This is a genomic window from Sphingobium sp. S6, assembly GCF_905120495.1.
In the GTDB taxonomy this organism is placed as follows: domain Bacteria; phylum Pseudomonadota; class Alphaproteobacteria; order Sphingomonadales; family Sphingomonadaceae; genus Sphingobium; species Sphingobium agri.
In genome coordinates, this window is record NZ_CAJHOG010000008.1 from 1 (window position 1) to 17,580 (window position 17,580).

General features: G+C 61.1%; 17 protein-coding genes. 12 read left to right on the top strand and 5 right to left on the bottom strand.

From position 1 onward, the window contains the following. Positions 1-385 precede the first annotated feature (385 nt). Both SPHS8_RS16405 and SPHS8_RS16410 read left to right on the top strand, forming a co-directional pair. Entirely contained in the window at positions 386-985 is a 600-nt protein-coding gene (locus SPHS8_RS16405; protein WP_097093402.1) for a hypothetical protein, read from the top strand. A 194-nt stretch (positions 986-1,179) separates the two neighbouring features. Beyond that, a complete protein-coding gene (locus SPHS8_RS16410; RefSeq protein ID WP_201516498.1) occupies positions 1,180-2,430 on the top strand; it encodes a serine hydrolase domain-containing protein in 1,251 nt (416 codons plus the stop codon). Between the two features lie 93 nt (positions 2,431-2,523). Here the strand turns inward: SPHS8_RS16410 and SPHS8_RS16415 are convergent, their stop codons facing one another. Beyond that, entirely contained in the window at positions 2,524-3,234 is a 711-nt protein-coding gene (locus SPHS8_RS16415; protein ID WP_236575224.1) for a 3-keto-disaccharide hydrolase, read from the bottom strand. Positions 3,235-3,534: 300 nt separating this feature from the next. Here SPHS8_RS16415 and SPHS8_RS16420 point away from each other — a divergent pair, with 300 nt between their 5' ends. After that, a complete protein-coding gene (locus SPHS8_RS16420) occupies positions 3,535-4,623 on the top strand; it encodes a Rieske 2Fe-2S domain-containing protein (protein ID WP_201516500.1) in 1,089 nt (362 codons plus the stop codon). Between the two features lie 139 nt (positions 4,624-4,762). Then, the gene (locus tag SPHS8_RS16425; protein ID WP_201516501.1) at positions 4,763-6,367 is read left to right on the top strand and encodes a DUF5597 domain-containing protein; all 1,605 of its coding nucleotides are present in this window, start codon (positions 4,763-4,765) and stop codon (positions 6,365-6,367) included. 212 nt (positions 6,368-6,579) lie between these two features. On the opposite strand, the gene SPHS8_RS16430 is transcribed toward SPHS8_RS16425, so the two are convergent. Genes SPHS8_RS16430 through hppD form a run of 3 tightly spaced genes read right to left on the bottom strand, consistent with a single transcriptional unit; the run spans position 6,580 to position 9,241 of the window. Beyond that, complete coding sequence (locus SPHS8_RS16430) at positions 6,580-7,614, bottom strand: fumarylacetoacetate hydrolase family protein (protein WP_201516502.1); 1,035 nt, start codon at positions 7,612-7,614, stop codon at positions 6,580-6,582. Next, complete coding sequence (locus SPHS8_RS16435) at positions 7,611-8,153, bottom strand: VOC family protein (protein WP_201516503.1); 543 nt, start codon at positions 8,151-8,153, stop codon at positions 7,611-7,613. Before SPHS8_RS16435 ends, SPHS8_RS16430 begins: the two co-directional genes overlap by 4 nt. Beyond that, positions 8,150-9,241 (bottom strand): 4-hydroxyphenylpyruvate dioxygenase, encoded by a 1,092-nt coding sequence (gene hppD, locus SPHS8_RS16440; protein WP_201516504.1) that lies wholly within the window; start codon positions 9,239-9,241, stop codon positions 8,150-8,152. Before hppD ends, SPHS8_RS16435 begins: the two co-directional genes overlap by 4 nt. A 216-nt stretch (positions 9,242-9,457) precedes the next feature. On the opposite strand from hppD, the gene SPHS8_RS16445 reads away from it, so the two are divergent. The 5 genes from SPHS8_RS16445 (at position 9,458) to SPHS8_RS16465 (ending at position 13,998) form a co-directional block, all read left to right on the top strand. Continuing rightward, positions 9,458-9,925 (top strand): Lrp/AsnC family transcriptional regulator, encoded by a 468-nt coding sequence (locus tag SPHS8_RS16445; RefSeq protein WP_097093409.1) that lies wholly within the window; start codon positions 9,458-9,460, stop codon positions 9,923-9,925. 88 nt (positions 9,926-10,013) lie between these two features. After that, positions 10,014-11,033: a DUF1338 domain-containing protein gene (locus tag SPHS8_RS16450; RefSeq protein WP_201516505.1), complete on the top strand. Its 1,020-nt coding sequence runs from the start codon at positions 10,014-10,016 to the stop codon at positions 11,031-11,033. Between the two features lie 106 nt (positions 11,034-11,139). Next, complete coding sequence (locus SPHS8_RS16455; protein WP_236575225.1) at positions 11,140-12,375, top strand: hydrolase; 1,236 nt, start codon at positions 11,140-11,142, stop codon at positions 12,373-12,375. 106 nt (positions 12,376-12,481) lie between these two features. Next, positions 12,482-13,303, top strand: coding sequence for a class I SAM-dependent methyltransferase (locus SPHS8_RS16460; RefSeq protein ID WP_201516506.1), 822 nt, complete (start codon positions 12,482-12,484; stop codon positions 13,301-13,303). Positions 13,304-13,440: 137 nt separating this feature from the next. Continuing rightward, the gene (locus SPHS8_RS16465) at positions 13,441-13,998 is read left to right on the top strand and encodes a dihydrofolate reductase family protein (protein ID WP_201516507.1); all 558 of its coding nucleotides are present in this window, start codon (positions 13,441-13,443) and stop codon (positions 13,996-13,998) included. A gap of 11 nt (positions 13,999-14,009) precedes the next feature. Here the strand turns inward: SPHS8_RS16465 and SPHS8_RS16470 are convergent, their stop codons facing one another. After that, on the bottom strand, positions 14,010-14,756 hold the full coding sequence (locus SPHS8_RS16470) for an SDR family NAD(P)-dependent oxidoreductase (protein WP_201516508.1): 747 nt from the start codon (positions 14,754-14,756) through the stop codon (positions 14,010-14,012). 243 nt (positions 14,757-14,999) lie between these two features. Between SPHS8_RS16470 and SPHS8_RS16475 the strand changes: the two genes are divergently transcribed. From SPHS8_RS16475 to SPHS8_RS16485, 3 genes are read left to right on the top strand one after another with little or no spacing between them, the layout of a single operon-like run. Continuing rightward, positions 15,000-15,770: an SDR family NAD(P)-dependent oxidoreductase gene (locus SPHS8_RS16475; RefSeq protein ID WP_201516509.1), complete on the top strand. Its 771-nt coding sequence runs from the start codon at positions 15,000-15,002 to the stop codon at positions 15,768-15,770. A gap of 17 nt (positions 15,771-15,787) precedes the next feature. Beyond that, positions 15,788-16,294, top strand: coding sequence for an SRPBCC domain-containing protein (locus SPHS8_RS16480; RefSeq protein ID WP_236575226.1), 507 nt, complete (start codon positions 15,788-15,790; stop codon positions 16,292-16,294). Next, complete coding sequence (locus tag SPHS8_RS16485; protein WP_201516510.1) at positions 16,294-17,580, top strand: MFS transporter; 1,287 nt, start codon at positions 16,294-16,296, stop codon at positions 17,578-17,580. The genes SPHS8_RS16480 and SPHS8_RS16485 overlap by 1 nt, the downstream gene beginning before the upstream one ends.

The window sequence follows — 17,580 nt, forward strand, 5'->3', positions numbered from 1 at the left end:
CCAAGGACATGGTCGGCTCCATCGCCAAGGAACTGGCAGGCGGCGGAAGCGGCCTACACTGAGCCCCACCCACTGGTAAAAGAGAAAAGCCCGCTGCTCTAAAAAGCAGCGGGCTTTTTCGTGTCCGAGATCATGCCACCGAGAGTGAGCAAAGATCGGCGCGTCGTTCTTGAAAGGAAGGTTTGCAGCATCCCTGCTCCATCGGTTGAAAATGCGCTCCCCTCGGGCGCTAACCGGCCAACATCGTGCGCGGCCAAATCTTGCGACCTAAAGTGCCAGCGATGACACTTTACCTTCGGGCAAAGTGTCATGCGCGACAAAAGCGACCGATTCCTGTCGCAAGGGATTCACATTGGCCTCCACCTGTGCTTGATTCATCCCCGTTATGTTTCACGGTTCGATTAGGCCCCCATCATCCGGAAGCGGCGATTTGTCGGCGCTGCTTGACCGGCTCGCTCATGCGAGTACGCGGCCGCGCTATGCTTTCATGCTGCTCACCTTGATCGCCGAAGTTGCCCGGCCCGACGGCAGCGCGGGACCCTTGGTGGCGAAGGATGGCGGGCTGCAGCCGCTGCGCGACTGGTTGTGTGATGCGCTGACCCCGATGGGCGGGCGCGATCCTCGCCGCCTCGCGCTCGCCGCACGAGTGCGGGCCGAACTTGCCGGGCAGGAGCGTCTGCCAACTGACCAAGACGCTGCGGGCCTGGTGGTCGAAGAGGAAGTGAAGCTGCGGGTCCGCGCGTCGGGCAAGACCAATCTCAGCCGTGCCGTCTCGGAAATGGTGGCGGCAGGACTACTCCGCCGTCATTATCAAGGCTATCGTGTCGATCATCATAATCGCGGGGCGCAACGGCAGGCGGTCTATACCTTGACCGGCCTTGCGCGCATCCTCGTCGCTCCGGCCGCGCCCTTCTCGTCCCGGTCCCTCGCCCCAGCGCCGATCCCGACGCCCTCGCAACCCCGTCAAGGTGAACTTGGCCTGTAGAACTGCTGACCTCAGTCCGGTATTATTTCCGTTCCGTCGATCAATAATGTTGACGACAGACAATATTTTGGAAAATGTTCCGGCATCATCAGTTGCCGGAAGTGGCTCGACCGTACTTGAGCGCCGTTATGTCAGCGATGAACGGCTCCTAATGTGCAAAACCCGGCGAATTGCTCCGGATGAAGGAATTGGATGTGAACCAAGAATCATCACGCCGCTTTGATCCGGCAAGCTTCCGCGAAGTGACGACCCTGTTCGAGCGCCATATTGGTCAGGGTGATGTCGCAGGGGCAGTGCTCGCGGTTGCCGTGGGCGATGAAGACCCTTGCTTCATTTCCGTCGGCGAGACGGGGTTCGGAACCGGCCGGGCAGTCCAGCCCGACAGCTTGCACCGCATCTATTCGCAAACGAAGCCGATCACCGGGATCGCCACGATGATGCTCGTCGAAGAGGGCGTGATCGGTCTCGATCAACCCATAGGCGAATTGCTTCCGGAACTTGCCAAGCTCGATGTGCTCGTTTCAGAAGAAGGCGACGCCGTGCGTCCGGCCAAGCGGCAGCCGGTGGTGCGCGATCTGCTTACCCATAGTGCAGGCTTCAGCTATGGTCTGCAATTCTCACCTCTTGCGGCGCGTTACCGGGAACTGGGCCTCTTGCCCGGCGACAGGATTTCCGCGCATCGTGACGGTGGCGAAGATCCGCACGATTTGGCGCACATGGTTGAACTGCTCGGCACCTTGCCGTTGGCGCGCGATCCTGGCGAAATGTTCGAATACAGCCTCTCGATAGACGTGCTTGGAGCGCTTATCGAACGCGTTTCCGGCCGTGGCCTTGATGCCTTTTTCCAGGAGCGCATCTTTGGTCCGCTCGGGATGGTGGACACCAGCTTCGTCGTACCCTCCGATAAGCTCGACCGGCTCGTCAACCTTCACGAACGCGGTGAGGATGGGACATGGCGCCTGGTGGATGGTCCAGCCGATAGCGCTTATGCCCGTCCGGCGCTGCTTTCAGGCGGTGGCGGGCTTGTCTCGACCGCCCAGGATTATGCGCGATTCACCGCGATGCTCGCGAATGAGGGTGAATATCGTGGCAAAAGGCTGCTGAAACCCGAAACCGCGCGTTTAGCGCGGTCCAACCTGTTGCCGACCGGGATCAATGCCCAATTCTACGGCAATGTGATGCAGGATGTCGTCTTTGGCGCGGCTATGCAGGTGAACCTGTCTGCCTCACGCACGCCGCCGGGGCTGTACGGCTGGGGAGGCGCTGCTGGCACCGGAATGTGGGTCGATCCGATCCACCGGCTGCATGTCGTCCTGATGACCCAATATTTTCCGCCGGAGATCAATTTGACCTTCCGTGAAGACCCTGTCGCGGCGGTCTATGCTGACCTGGGGCTCTGGCCTGCTGGGCCGAGGGCGATACTGCATCATGATCTTGATTGCTGAATGCGACCGCTAAGCCGGGCATGATGTTATCAAGGCCTGGTGTCTGCGATTTCTTTAATCAGGACCAATGCACGAAGTCGAGGCACTTCCGCATCACAGCCGTTTCAACCGGATATTCCGATATTCCACCTTCATCGGTGGACCTACATGCACTTGCATTCCGATCTCGCCACTGCGGCGGCGGCCTTTCGATTCATCCATTGCCGCCGCCATTAGTTGTCCGTTCAAGAGATGATAGAGGGCAGGGCCTTTGGCGATGATGTGGACTTCATTCCAGTCCGGTCTGATCAGCGTCTTCAGGAATCCAGGCTCCCCAATCGCTCCGACCACTTGTGAAGGCTCTGTCGTCGTGCGTGCGAATTGGCCGCGTCGGGCGATAAAGCTCCGTCCTCGCTCCTCATATACCATGGCGGTGAAAAGATTCTGGCCATCGATATCGAACTGCAGGCCCGACAGCGCAAAGCGGTTGGTGGGGGTGGTTTCGTCTTTGACGACCTTGCTGCGGTAATTGACTCCGCTATTGCCCTGGGCCGTGATCCGATAGTCCAACTTCAGTTCGAAGTCTTCGACTTGACCCCCGTTCCAGATCAGAAACGTATTGCTGCGGAGGAGGGTGTCCGGTGTCACCTCTCCCACGATCATGCCGTCCTCCACGCGCCAATATGTGGGATCACCGCGCCAGCCCGACAGACTCTTGCCATCAAAAATCGGCGTGAAGCCGGGCCCGTCGCCCTTGGCCGGCCGAGGCATCAAAGGCATCGTCTTTGGTCCCGGCGGCAATGGCCGCTGCGCGGCAGAGGTCAAGGAAGGGAATATCGCCAAGGCGCCAGCGCCTGCAATGAATGTTCGACGTCCGGTCCGGTGTTCCATGATGTCCCCTTCAGGTGCGGCCAGCAATTTACAGGAGTGGTCGCGGAAAATGCTGCTCGGCGCAAGCCGATCCGCTTGTCCACGCCTCCGATGCATCCAGTTAGGCGTGAACTTGCAAAATCAGGCCCGGCAGTTGGCAGGAAGCGATGCTCGGGGTCGCCACCCGCCGAGCAAAGTGCTAATCAAGTCAAGGGCATCGCGGCGATCAAGACCGCGTGATCAGAGGATGAAGAGATGGCGAGCAGCAGCGATTATGGCTTCGGCCCGGTCCAATATCCGCGCGGGTGGTTCATGATAGGGGCCGCAGATCAGGTGATGGACCGGCCCGTGCCGGTGCGGTATTTTGGCGAGGATCTCGTCCTCTACCGGGGTGAGAGTGGCAGGGCCTACCTCGTTTCGGCCTATTGCCCGCACATGGGCGCTCATTTGGCCAACAACGCCACCAGTTACATCATGCGAGATGGCGATCAAATCCAGGGTGAATCCATCCGCTGCCCCTTCCACGGCTGGCGCTATGGCCCCGATGGAAGGTGCAATGATATTCCCTATTCCGACTTCATTCCCGGAACTGCGCGCCTCAAAACCTACCACCTGGTGGAACGGGCCGGGATATTGTGGGTGTGGCACGATCCTGAAGGGCTGGAGCCGGACTATGCTCTGCCGGACTTCGGCGGCCATTATGATCAGGCGGGGTGGGTGAACTGGAAGATCGATCATCTGGGCGACATCGACATCCACGGCTGTGAGATTGTCGATAACATGGCGGACGTGGGGCATATGTCGCCCATCCATGGAGCCGAACGCTGCATCTACTTCGCGAACAGATTTGACGGCCATGTCGTTCACCAGCTTTTTACCGCGGTGAACCGGGGCTGGGGAAATCTTCCGCCGACGCTGAGCCAACTCGATACATGGTATACCGGGCCGGGCATTCTTCAGTCCGACATGAACAGCCACCTGCCGGTGTTCATGCTCGTCGCGCATACGCCGATCGAGGATGGCCGCACCCGTGTATGGCACGCGACAATGGTACGGATGAGCGATGGCTCAGGGGCGCTGAGCGACGAGGAACGTCATGTCGCTTCGACATATCAGGACCAGTTGAGGGACGGCCTAGTCCAGGACGTGGAAATATGGGCCAACAAGCGTTCTAGCATACATCTGCTCACCGTGCCCGCAGATGGTCCTTATGGGCGGCTCCGCAACTGGTACAAGCAGTTCTACAATGAGCGCGACAAAGTGGCCAATATTCAGTCCCGCGTTAACGGGACGATCGTCACGCTGGATCAAAGCTCCACATTGAAAGGCGGCGAAGCGGCCTGACCAGCCCGAAAAGCCATATCTGAGCCCAATAAATGCAACGAATGTGTTTACTTCTTTGGTGTCGGTGGGATATAGCGGCGGCGGTCGTTCATGTCGCGCCCTGAACAGGGGGCGCAGCCAAGTCTCAAAGGGGAATCCTATGGTCCGCCATCATTTTTTGCTCGGGTTGCTCTGTGGATTGGTGCTCCCCGGGACAGCTTTGGCTTCGGATGTACCGCGGCTTCAGAGTGAAGGTGGACGGCATACATTCCTGGTCGATGACAAGCCCTACCTCATGCTTGGCGCTCAGGTCCACAATTCAAGCAACTACCCCGCGGTTCTTCCGCAGGTCTGGCCCGTGATGAAGGCGCTGAATGCGAATACGATCGAAATTCCCGTAGCATGGGAGCAGTTCGAACCGGTCGAAGGGAAATTCGACTATAGCTGGGTCGATACCTTGCTGGCACAGGCGCGCCAGAACGACATGCGGGTTGTCCTGCTGTGGTTCGGCAGCTGGAAAAATGGCGAATCCACCTACACCCCTGAATGGGTGAAGAATGACACGACCCGTTTCCCGCGCCTGATGCGGCGCGATGGCCGTCCTACGAAGACGCTGTCTCCTTTGGGCGAAGCGAGCCTTGCTGCCGATCGGAAGGCATTCACGATGCTGATGCGGCATCTGAAGCAATCGGATCCCAAGCACACGGTGATCATGGTGCAGGTTCAAAATGAGGTGGGGACGCATGGCGTTGCCCGTGATTATTCGCCTGCTGCCGAGAAGCTTTTCAACCAAGCGGTTCCAGAAGCGGTCTTGCGCGCCTCCGGCAAGCCTGCCGGGACATGGGCCCAAGCCTTTGGCAAGGAAGCGGATCAGGCATTCGCCGCCTGGACATATGCGCGTTATGTGCAAGAGGTCGCCGCTGCGGGGAAGGCAGAGAAGAATCTGCCAATGTACACCAACGCTGCTGTGTTCGACGCGACGAGCACCATGATGGCCGCACAGGTCGGTAGCGGCGGGCCCAACTGGAATGTCTTGCCGATCTGGAAGACGATCGCGCCGGCGCTGGACCTGATAGGTCCCGACCTGTATCTGCCGATTGAAAAGACCTACCTTGGATTGCTTGACCGCTACACGCGACCGGACAACGCCTTGTTCGTCCCCGAAACGAGCAATGCTGCGTCGAGCGCGCGGTTTTTCTGGGCAGCCCTGGGCAGGGGAGCCATCGGCTGGGCCCCGTTCGGTATGGATGCCACCAACTATTCCAACTATCCCCTCGGTGCCCGCAAGTTGGATGCCGCAACGATCGAAGCGTTCGCCGCTCCCTACCGGCTGTTCAAGCCGATCGCGAGCGAATGGGCAGCGATCGCTGGAAAGCACCCGACCTGGGGAAGCTCAAAAGGCAGCGAGAGTGAAGAATCCACGTCGATGGGCCGGTGGAAAATCACCGCTATCTATGGCCGCAACAACTTCGATATCCCCGCCTGGCCCGGCATGGAGTCGCCCGCTTGGGCAAAGGAAGCTGTAGGTGGTGGGGTCGTCGCGCAATTGGGACCAGACGAGTTCCTCGTTGCCGGGCAATATAGCCGTTTCCAGTTCACCCCGGCCGACGCTGCGCTGAATGGTCAAATTTTGAGCGCTGAGGAGGGGACATTCGTGAACGGCCAGTGGAAGGCATCACGTCGCTGGAATGGCGACCAGACTTCCTATGGGTTCAATTTCAACGAACAGCCGGCTCTGCTTCGGGTAAGGCTCTCGACATATTGAGGGCATTACCCTCGATGCATTGAGCGTGGTCGGAACTGCTGTCGCCAGCAATTTCGACCCGTCCGGTTGCAGTGCAAATTAATTCCACATTCCTGCACGTCAGTGGCCATAGTAGCGCGGGGCCAGGGCAAACAATCATTTTTAAGGGTAAGCAGCCCTGCGGCTGCTACGGGCACGCCAGCGCGACGACGAGCGGGTTGATCCCCGCTATTTCAGCGCTGATTGCCGGAAGCGGCGGTCTCCGGTTGCGCAACTGTCTGATCGATCCTGCCGAAGACTGGTGCACCCGCTTCATCCTCCATCCAGATGCTCACTCGGTCGCCCCACCGCAGGAAAGGCGTATGCGGCTCCCCCCGAAGGATCGTCTGGACCATGCGCGCTTCGGCGATGCAGCTATAGCCAAGGCCGCCATCGGCTGCGGGCCGTCCGGGGCCACCGTCCGCGTCACGGTTGGACACGGTGCCCGACCCGACGATCGTCCCCGCAGCGAGCGACCGGGTCTTCGCCAAATGGGCGATCAGCATGCCGAAATCGAACGTCATATCGACTCCGGCATCGGCCCGGCCAAAGGGCTGGCCGTTCAGATCGACCTTCAGCGTGCCGTGCAGCTTGCCGTCGCGCCACTGCGCGCCCAATGTATCGGGCGTCACGAAGACCGGTGACAATGTGCTGGCGGGCTTCGACTGGTAGAAGCCGAAGCCCTTCGCCAACTCGCCTGGAATGAGGTTGCGCAGCGATATGTCGTTCACCAGGCCGACGAGCCGGATGAGGCCGTGCGCATCCTCCGGGCTGACGCCCTGTGGCACGTCATCGGTAATCACGACGATCTCCGCCTCCATATCGCAGCCCCATGACTCATCGGCGAGCGGTATAGGATCGCGGCAACCCAGGAAACTGTCCGACCCTCCCTGATAGACCAGCGGATCATGCCAGAAGCTGTCGGGCAGTTGTGCACCGCGCGCCTGCCGCACCAGTGCGACATGGTTCACATAGGCTGATCCGTCCGCCCATTGATAGGCGCGGGGCAGGGGAGCGGCCGCCTCCGTCTCGTTGAAGGGTTGGCCGGTCACCGCGCCGCTTTCAAGGTCGCGCGCAAGTGCTTCCAGGCGGGGCGCGACCGCCGCCCAATCGTCCAGCGCCGCCTGCAGGGTCGGAGCGATCGCCTGCGCATCGGCATAGGAGGACAGATCGCGGGATACGACAACAAGGCGTCCGTCTCGGCCTCCTTTCAGACTGGCGAGCTTCATGCCTTTGGCCCCTCATGCAGCCATTGCGCGTGGCGGGGCGCGCGCTTTGTACGGCTCCATTCCTCAAGCATCAGCGGCGCGACGCGCTTCAACTCCGCATATTGTTCAGCCGTGCCGATATTGGCCGCCAGTTCGATGCGATGGCCATTAGGGTCGAAAAAGTAGATCGACTTGAAAACCCCATGCCAGGTGGGACCGAGCACATCGACGCCCTGCGCCTCGAGGTGCGCTTTCGCGGCGAGCAGCGCGGCCTCATCCTCCACTTCGAAGGCGATGTGCTGGACCCAGGCGGGCGTGTTGGCGTCGCGGCCCATGGCAGGCTGGTTCGGCAGCTCGAAAAAGGCGAGGACATTGCCGCCGCCGCAGTCGAGGAAGACGTGCATATAAGGATCGTCTTCGCCGGTCGAAGGCACCTTGTCCTCTGCAAAGGCAGTGGTGAAAGTCATGCCCAGCATGCGGGCATACCAATCGACCGTCTCCTTCGCGTCGATGCAGCGATAGGCGACATGGTGAATGCGTTTGAGGTCTGGGACGGTCATGCCGGTTGCTCCACGTTCAGCGCGCCCCGCCGCATCTGATCACGTTCCATGCTTTCGAACAAGGCGGTGAAATTACCTTCGCCAAAGCCCTCATCCTTCTTGCGCTGGATGAATTCGAAGAACACAGGGCCGATCGTCGGCTGCGCGAAGATCTGGAGGAGGAGACGCGGGTCCCCCTCCTGCGTCGACCCGTCGAGCAGGATGCCGCGCGCCTGCAACTGCTCCACCGGCTCGCCATGGCCGGGCAGCCGCTCATCCAGCATCTCATAATAGGTGGCGGGCGGAGCGGCCATCAACGGCGTGCCCATCGCCTTCAGCCGATCCCAGGCGGCAACAAGGTCGTCGCACAACAACGCGATATGCTGAATGCCCTCGCCATTATAGGCGCGCAGGAATTCGTCGATTTGGCCGCCGCCGGTCTTGCCCTCTTCATTGAGGGGGATGCGAATTTTGCCGTCTGGCGCGGTCATCGCCTTGCTGGTGAGGCCGGTATATTCGCCCTTGATATCGAAATAGCGGATCTCGCGGAAACCGAAGACACGCTCGTAGAAGCTCGCCCAGTGCGCCATACGCCCGCCATAGACATTGTGCGTCAGGTGATCGATGATCCTGAATCCAGCGCCGACAGGATGCCGCTCCACGCCTGGTTCATAAACGAAGTCGATGTCGTAGATGGAGAGCGTGCCATCCTCGCCCTCATAACGGTCGATGAGGTAGATGATCGACCCGCCGATGCCGCGCACGGCGGGCAGGCGCAACTCCATGGGTCCGGTGCGCACCTCCACCGGCTCCGCCCCACGCTCGATCGCCATGGCATAGGCCTTGGCTGCGTCCTTCACGCGCCAGCCCATGCCGCAGGCGGACGGGCCGTGTTCGGCGGCGAAGTAAGCGGCCGGGCTTCGCGGTTCATAATTGGCGATCAGGTTGATGCCGCCCTGCCGCCATAGCTGCACATCCTTCGATCTGTGACGCGCAATTATGGTGAAGCCCATGGCGGTGAAAGCCGGTTCCAGCAGGCCCTTTTCCGGAGCGCTGAACTCCACAAACTCAAAGCCGTCGAGCCCGAGGGGATTGTCGAGATCAATCATGCGCAAACTTCCTGAATCGATGGAGCCGACGATGATGAAATCCTAGCATATACGGTCGAAATTATGTTTCATTTGATGGAAATTCAGGGTGATATGAGATGAGGTCCCATCACAAAGCTGGCGTGATGGATGAAAATGCATCAAAGATTTCGCCGAGCTGATCGACTCTGAGCGGCTGCGATTCGCTCCTGTTAAAAACAAGGAAGCCTCTGCCTGATGCCCATCCGTCCCATTGACGCGATCGATCGCAAGCTGCTGCACGAATTGCAGCGTGACGCATCGATCAGTCATGCCGAACTTGCTGAGCGCGTCGGCGCGTCTACCGCCTCATGCTGGAGGCGGATAAGGGCGTTGGAGGCGGACGGCGTGCTGGGCCGTCAAATCCGCCTCGTTGACCCGGCGCGGCTGGGGCGCAGCCTCAACGTGCTGTGCCATATCAAGATCAAGAACCATCAAGCAGAAACGACCGAGGCATTCGAGACTTTCATCGCATCGCGTGACGAGATCATCGAATGCTATTCCATGTCGGGCGACTGGGACTATCTGCTACGGATATTGGTCGCGGATGTGGAAGAATATAATCACTTCCTGATGCGCACCGTCCTGCGCCATCCCACCGTAGCGACCGGGTCGTCCCACTTCGCCTTGTCGCAGGTGAAATATACGACGGCCGTGCCGATCTGACCCATGCCATCATACTCGATTATCGATTATAGACATGAAGCTATTGCGATCTTCGGCATCCGGCCTTGGCTGATGACAGGATTACAGGATGAGTACCGAAAATGAAGGCGCGCTGAAGCTGGTGACCGCGATCCTGGGTGAGGAGGATGGCGGCCGGATCGCCGCCATGCTGACGCCTATGCTGCCGGCCGGACATCAGGACATGCCCGGCGTTACGCGCGCGCAAATGGCAGCCGCCATGAACATGCTGCTGTTCGCTGGATTGCTGGAAAGGGTGCCGAGCGCTGTCAGCTATGTCTCGGACGCCATCGCTAGCGGCCGCCGCCTGTGCTTCGATCATGGCGCAATCCGCACCATCGCCCTCGTCGATAAGGATACGGGCGCTCTGCCCCGCGGCGAATTGGCGTTCCGGCGCATCCTGGAACCGTTGGGCTATGAGGATGTAGCGACCTACCCGCTTCCGGCGCTGCGCATGACCGGCCGCGCCTATCGTCATCGGGATTTTCCGGAAAGCATCCCGCAATTCTTCGTCAGCGAATTGCATGTGGACCAGTTCGACGAGGCGTTCGCCGCGGTCGCGGATCGCGTATTTGGCAGTTCGCAAGACCCCCTGGACGAAGAAGCTCTGGCCGCGCTGGATCAGTTCGCCGCGGGTGGAACCATTCCCTTCGACGTTGCGCGTGCCGTGCTGCCGACGCTGGTCGTTGCTTTCGGGCGACATCATGCGCCCTGCACGGTCGCCGATTATGAGGCGCTGCGCAGCGCATCGGCAGAGGCGGCGTGGATAGCGACGGAGGGCAATGCCTTCAATCACGCCACCGACCGGGTGGCCGACGTCGTCGCGCTAGCAGAGGAGCTGAAAGCGCTGGGTCGGCCGATGAAGGACAAGGTGGAATTTTCCCGCAATGGCCGCGTCCGCCAGACCGCTTTCAGAGCTGACATGGTGGAACGGGAATTCGTCAATGATCAGGGTGACATGTGCCAGATGACGGTGCCCGGCTCCTTCTATGAATTCATCAGCCGGGACGTGGACCCCGCAACCGGGAGGCTCGACCTCTCCTTCGACAGCGGCAATGCGACCGGCATTTTCCACATGACCAAGCAATGATCGCGGCGGCGCCCTCATCATGAGTGCGCGCTGCTGACTATTGCGCCTATTCCTTCACCAGTTTCGAGGTTAGTCTGCCGGAACAACTGGCGGTTCCAGGCCTGACATGACGGACGAGCATATTTTCAGCGCCGATATGGGCCTCGACCGGGCGGTGGTGGAGGCTGCCAGCGCCGCGCCGATGCTGGATCAGCTGCTGCAATGGTCCGCAGTCAACAGCGGATCGCGGAACCTGGCAGGGCTGGCGACGATGGCGTCGCTACTGACGGACGCCTTTTCCGTGCTGCCGGGCGACATGCAACTGCGCCCTGCGGCAGAGGTAACGTCGATCGCGCTGGATGGTCGGGAAGACGCCCTTGATCTGGGCGACAACATCCTGCTCACCGTGCGTCCCGATGCACCGCTGCAACTGTTGTTCACCGGGCATATGGACACGGTGTTTCCGGCGGAGAGCAGTTTTCAGCACTGCCGCAGGGACGGCGATCTGCTGAATGGCCCCGGCGTGGCCGACATGAAGGGCGGGATCGCGGTGATGCTGGCGGCTCTGCGCGCGTTTGAAGCTTCACCACTCCACGCGCGCATCGGCTATCAGGTCGTACTGAACAGCGACGAGGAAATCGGCTCGCCCGGCTCCGCGCCGTTGCTGCGGGAAGCTGCGCAGGGAAAGCAGGCCGCCTTCACCTATGAACCGTCGGCACTGCCCGATGGCACGCTGGCGGGCGCGCGTCCGGGGAGCGGCAATTTCTCGATCATCGTCGCGGGACGCAGCGCGCATGCGGGACGCAATCCCCGCGACGGCCGCAACGCGGTGCTGGCCGCTGCCGACATCGCCCTGCGGCTAGAACAGCTGGCGGGCGAGGGGCTGTCGGTCAACCCGGCGCGGATCGATGGCGGCGGCCCCAACAATGTCGTGCCCGACCATGCCATATTGCGCGTGAACATGCGGCCGGTGTCGGCCGACCGGCAGATGATGGCCGAAACCGCGATGCAGGCGATCCTGGCATCTGTGGCGCAGGCGCGGGAGGTTACGATTCACGTGCATGGCGGTTTTGGTCGACCGCCCAAGACGCTCGACCGCCAGGCGCTGGCGCTGCTTAACCTTGTCAGCGATTGTGGGCGCAAGCTGTCACAGCAAATCGGCTGGCGCGACACGGGCGGCGTGTGCGACGGCAATAATATCGCGGCGTGCGGCGTGCCTGTGGTGGACACGATGGGCGTGCGCGGCGGATCGATCCACTCGCCCGACGAGTATCTGATCGTGCCGAGCCTAGGCGAGCGGGCGGCGCTGACCGCATTGCTGCTCTGCACCCTGGCCAGGGAGGGCATGCCCCGCCTTGCCTGAGCTCCTACTCCTGAGCGGAGCAGAAGCGGGTCAGCGCTCCGTGCGCTTGCTATTCACGAGTATCAAGCGCAGATCAGGGTTATCGCCGAAGAAGAGAGGATCACGGATGAACCGTCTTGCGCGCGCCGGTCTGCTGCTGACTGCCCTTGCTGTACCCGCCTTGCCACTAGCGGCACAGCATACTCATCACGCTGAGCACGGGAAAACACAACAGGGTGACGCTATCGCAGCCGCCGTCGCAGCGCCCAGCCGGACCGCCGCCAACACAGTTCGCGATAAATATCGCCATCCCGCAGAAACGCTCGCCTTTTTTGATGTTGAGCCAACTCAGACGGTGGTGGAATTCAGCCCGGGCGGCGGCTGGTACACCGAAATCCTCGCGCCTCTGCTGCGCGAAAAGGGCACGTTCTACGCGCTCCAGCCGTCGGGCCGATATCTTGAGAACTATCGCAAGTTTCTCGCGGCCAAGCCGACCGTCTATGACAAAGTAAAGCTGATTTCCTATCCTGACCAGACCGCCATGATCCCTGCGGGCAGCGTCGATACGCTGCTTACGTTCCGCAACGTACATAATTTGGTGATGGCGGGCACGGAGGCAGCGACCTTCAAGGCATTTTATGATCTTCTCAAGCCTGGCGGGACGCTCGGTATCGTCGATCACCGCCTGCCTGAAGACCGGGACAGCGCGCTTGAGAAGCAAAGCGGCTATCTCAAGGTCTCGACCATTCGCCGCTTGGCCGAGGCCGCTGGCTTCGAATATGTCGCAGCTTCGGAAATCAACGCCAATTCCAAGGACAAGGCTGATTGGCCCAAGGGGGTTTGGACCCTTCCGCCCACTTTCGCCCACGGCGATGTGGACAAGGCAAAATATCTAGCGGTCGGCGAAAGCGACCGCATGACACTGAAATTCCGGAAGCCCGCCCCATAGGATATTGGCTGCTGTGCCTGTCCACGATCATGTTCTTGAGCGGCATGCATCTGTGCACGTCAAGGGCGCATGCAGCACTTGCTAGCTGACGGAACCGATTGATACAGTCTTTCGCATAATCGGCCTAGAGTGGCTCCATGGGATCTCTCACTTTCAGCATCAACGTCACGCTGGACGGCTGCATCGACCACCAGGCAGGCATTGCAGACAACGAAACGCACGTTTTCTTCACCCGCCTTATGGACCAGAGCGGGGCGATGCTTTGGGGGCGCGTCACATATGAGATGATGGAGAGCTACTGGCCATCGGTTGCGCGCGGCGATACAGACGCGCCGCCAGCGGTGCGCGAATGGGCCGTCAAGCTCGAAGCCAAGCCGAAACATGTCGTGTCATCAGCGCGGAATGTCTTCCCATGGACCAACAGTCACCACGTCGCTGGCGACCTGCGGGCGGGCGTGCAGAGGCTGAAGGACGCAACGCCGGGCGGCGTGTTGCTAGGCAGTGCTAAGCTGGCGGCTGAGCTGGACCGGCTGGGTCTGATCGACGAATATAGGTTCTTAGTTCACCCACGGATCGCTGGCCACGGGCCTACCCTCTATGAAAGCGGGCTGGCCAGCACGCGACGGCTCGAACTGATTTCGGCGAGCCCGCTAAGCAACGGCGTGGTCGCCATGCATTACCGGCGTGCAAGCTGACCTCCTCGTCTTCAGCCTGCGGTCTGGGCACCATCTACCGGCAGCGCGATGCCACTCACGGTGCGCGCATCCGCCGAACCTAGATAGGCGATGGCGCCGGCGACTTCGTCGGCCTCGATTAAATCACCCATCTTTGAAGCGTTGCGCATCAGGAGCGATATATCGACGCCTTTGGGGAGGATGCCGGTGGTCATGGGTGTCTTCACGCCGGTGGGGCAGATCGCATTCACGCGCACGCCCGCGCTCGCATATTCGATCGCCAGCGACTTGGTCAGACCGATGACCCCATGCTTTGCCGCGCAATAGGCGGTGGTGTAGGCGATACCCACCAATCCGGCTGCCGAGCTGATATTGACGATGTTGCCTTTCGTGGCGACCAGATGCGGCATCGCCGATTGGCACAGGTAGAAGATGCTGGAGAGGTTGACCCGCATCATTCTTTCCCATCGCTCTTCGCTGAACATCGGCAGCGGCCCCCAATCCATGATCCCGGCGATGTTGCACAGCATGTCGATCCGTCCCGCCTTTTCGGCGGCAGTGGCGATGAAAGCGCGACAGGAGGTAGGATCACCAGCATCGAAGCCGATCACTAGCGGCGTGAACTGCGTATCCAGAGAGTCTGCCAAGGACCGAGCGCCCGCCTCATTGATGTCGCCCAGCACGAGCTGCGCGCCCTCCGCAGCCAGCCGCTGCGCGGTCGCCCTGCCGATCCCTGATGCAGCGCCGGTGACGATGACCAGCTTGTCGCGATAGCGCATTTTCTCTCCTTGAAATCCTTATCTTTGTCCGTCCGCCCGGGCCTAGTTTGATCGGCCTGAGAATGGCCTGCTTCCAGCCTTCATGTGGCTGGTTCAAAAGCCGACCGCCCTCTACCTCCAAATCAATTAGGCGCCGGGAAAAGCGCTCGTGCGCGACCCCCTCCATTTCGACGAGGCGGAGGAGTCTCAGCTACGCCATGCTGCGAAAAACCGGCAAAGGACCGGGGTGATGGAGAGAGCAGGATGAGCTTCGTGGGGAAGTCCGCAGTTGTGACCGGAGGAGGCTCTGGGATCGGCGCTTCTGCTGCGATGCGCTTGGCTGCGGAAGGCTGCAAGGTCGCCGTGGTCGATATCCGCATGCAGGATGCGGAGCGGATCGCGAGCCTGATCGAAGCGCACGGAGGCACCGCCCTTGCGATAGCTGGCGATGTCAGCAGGGAGGCGGACAACGAGCAATTCTTCGCCCAGGCCGAAGCCGCGTTCGACGGGCTCGACATGGCGTTCCTCAATGCTGGCGTGATCCAGCGCTATGGCCCGTTCGACCAGATGCCCGTCGAAGAATTCGACCGGATGATCGCCATCAATCTGCGCGGGCCTTATCTTGGCCTGCGGCAGGCGCAACGACGTCTGCGCCCTGGGGGTGCAGTGGTGGTGACCGCCTCGGCTGCCGCGCTCACCGGCTTTTCGGATGCGGCGGGTTATAGCACTGCCAAACATGGCGTTGTCGGCCTGGTGCGCTCTGCAGCGCGCGAATTTGCCAGCCGTGGTCTCAGGGTCAATGCGATTTGCCCGGGTGGGGTGGAGACGCCGATGACCGGAGCGGAGCAGCAGGACAGCATCGTTGCGCCGGATCAATTGGGCACGCCGCCCTATCGCGGCAATCTCACCCCACAGATGGTCGCGGAAGTCGCGCTGTTCCTGCTCAGTCCTGCTGCGGCCGCTCTGAACGGCCAGGCGCAGCTTGTCGATGCAGCGCTGTTGTCCGCCTTCCCCCCTGCGCTCGAAAACCAGTGAAGCGGAGAAACCAGATCGTGCCGAAAGCCGCCATAGACGCCAAAATCAGCTACGACCCTGCCAATGTCGTCACTTCCGAAGTGGTAGTGATCGAGGCATCGCCCGCTCTGGTGTGGGAAGTCCTGACCGACCTCGATCGGTACGGCGATTGGAATCCCTTTTGCGTGAAGGCCACGTCCACGCTCGAAATGGGCGCGCCAGTCTATATGAGCCTCGTCAATTATCCCAATCCCGGGGCGTTGCTCCAAGGATGCGAATATATATGCGAGCTCCAACCAGAGCGGAGGCTCGCCTGGGAAGCGAGATGGCATGAGAACTGGCCCTATGCCGCCCGTCGCGACCAGTTCATCGAGCCGATGGCCAACGGCCACTGCCGCTATTGGTCGACCGACGCATTTCTTGGTGAAAACGGCGTCCATGTCATGCGCTTTTGCGGACCCTGGGTGAAACGGGCGTTCGACGACACCGCCCATGCGCTGAAGGCCCGGGCTGAAGCCCTGCACGCCGAAAGGATAGGACGCTGATGTCCGGGCGGCTTGCGAGCAGGCCAGCAATGTGCGTTTCATCTGGAGACGGGGACCGCGACGCCGCGCGGGGCTTCCTGGGCTGGCGCATGGTTGCCATCGCGGCGGTCACGCAGAATGTAGCGGTGGGTCTGACCTTCGGCTCCTTTGGAACGCTGGTCCTGGCCATCGAAGAGCGGTTCGCGACGACCCGCACATTGTCCGCGCTTGGTATCTCGCTGGTCATCCTCATCTATTCGCTCAGCGCCCCCCTGATCAGCCCGTTGATCGCGCGGACATCGATCCGGCGGGTCCTGACCACGGGCGCGCTGCTGGGAGCGACGGGCTATTGTCTGCTCCCTCTGGCAGGCAGCATTGGCCAGTTCCTCGGCATCTTCGCGCTGTTGATCTCCCCCGGCTTTCTGCTGCTGGGCGTTATTCCGTCCAACATATTGGCGAGCAATTGGTTCGTGCGGCAGCAGGGACGGGCCCTGGGCTTCGTGACCATGCCGGTGTTCGTCATGCTGGTGCCGATGATCAGTGCCTGGGGTCTCCATCATTATGGACTGACCGCCGTATTGGTGGGCGTAGGCCTTGCGCACCTGCTTGTCCTGCCACTGATGCCGTTCGTGATCGACCGTCCCGAACAGATCGGTCAGCAGCCCCTTGGCCACGCCGATGGGATCGCGCACGCAGAAATACAGCAGCTGCTTCCCTGGCGAACACTGCTCGCCCGCCCAGCACTGTGGCTCGTCACGCTGGCGGTCGGCATCGTTGTGGGCGGCGGCGTGCTGAAGGCCGCGCATATGGTGCCGCTCATCATGGGGCAGGGTTGGAGCCTGGAGGAAGCCTCCTTCCTCTTCGCCCTGTCCGGGGGCACCGGTATCCTGGGAGCAATGGCCTTTGGCTGGCTGGCCGACAGATTTGGTCCGGGCAGAGCATTGGCCGCGAACAGTGTGGTGCAGGGATTGGTGTGGTTCATCTTCCTTCAGCCCGCGCCCTATTGGCTGCTGGTCCTGGACGCGGTCGTCGTGGGGGCATGCGGCGGCGGCATCGCGGCGGCCCAAGGGGTGTTGCTCACCAGATTGTTCGGACCACGAAACTTCGCGCAAGTGATGGGCATGGTGACGATGTTCACCGTTCCCTTCACCTTCGGCGCCGCCCCGCTCGCGAGCGCGCTTTTCGATGCGACGCACAGCTACTGGACGCCGATCGCGCTCCAGATCGCGGGCTTCGCTCTCGCCGCCGTCATTTTCCTGATCCTGCAGGCCCGCGGCGCTGCACAACTATCGAATATGGAGGGATAG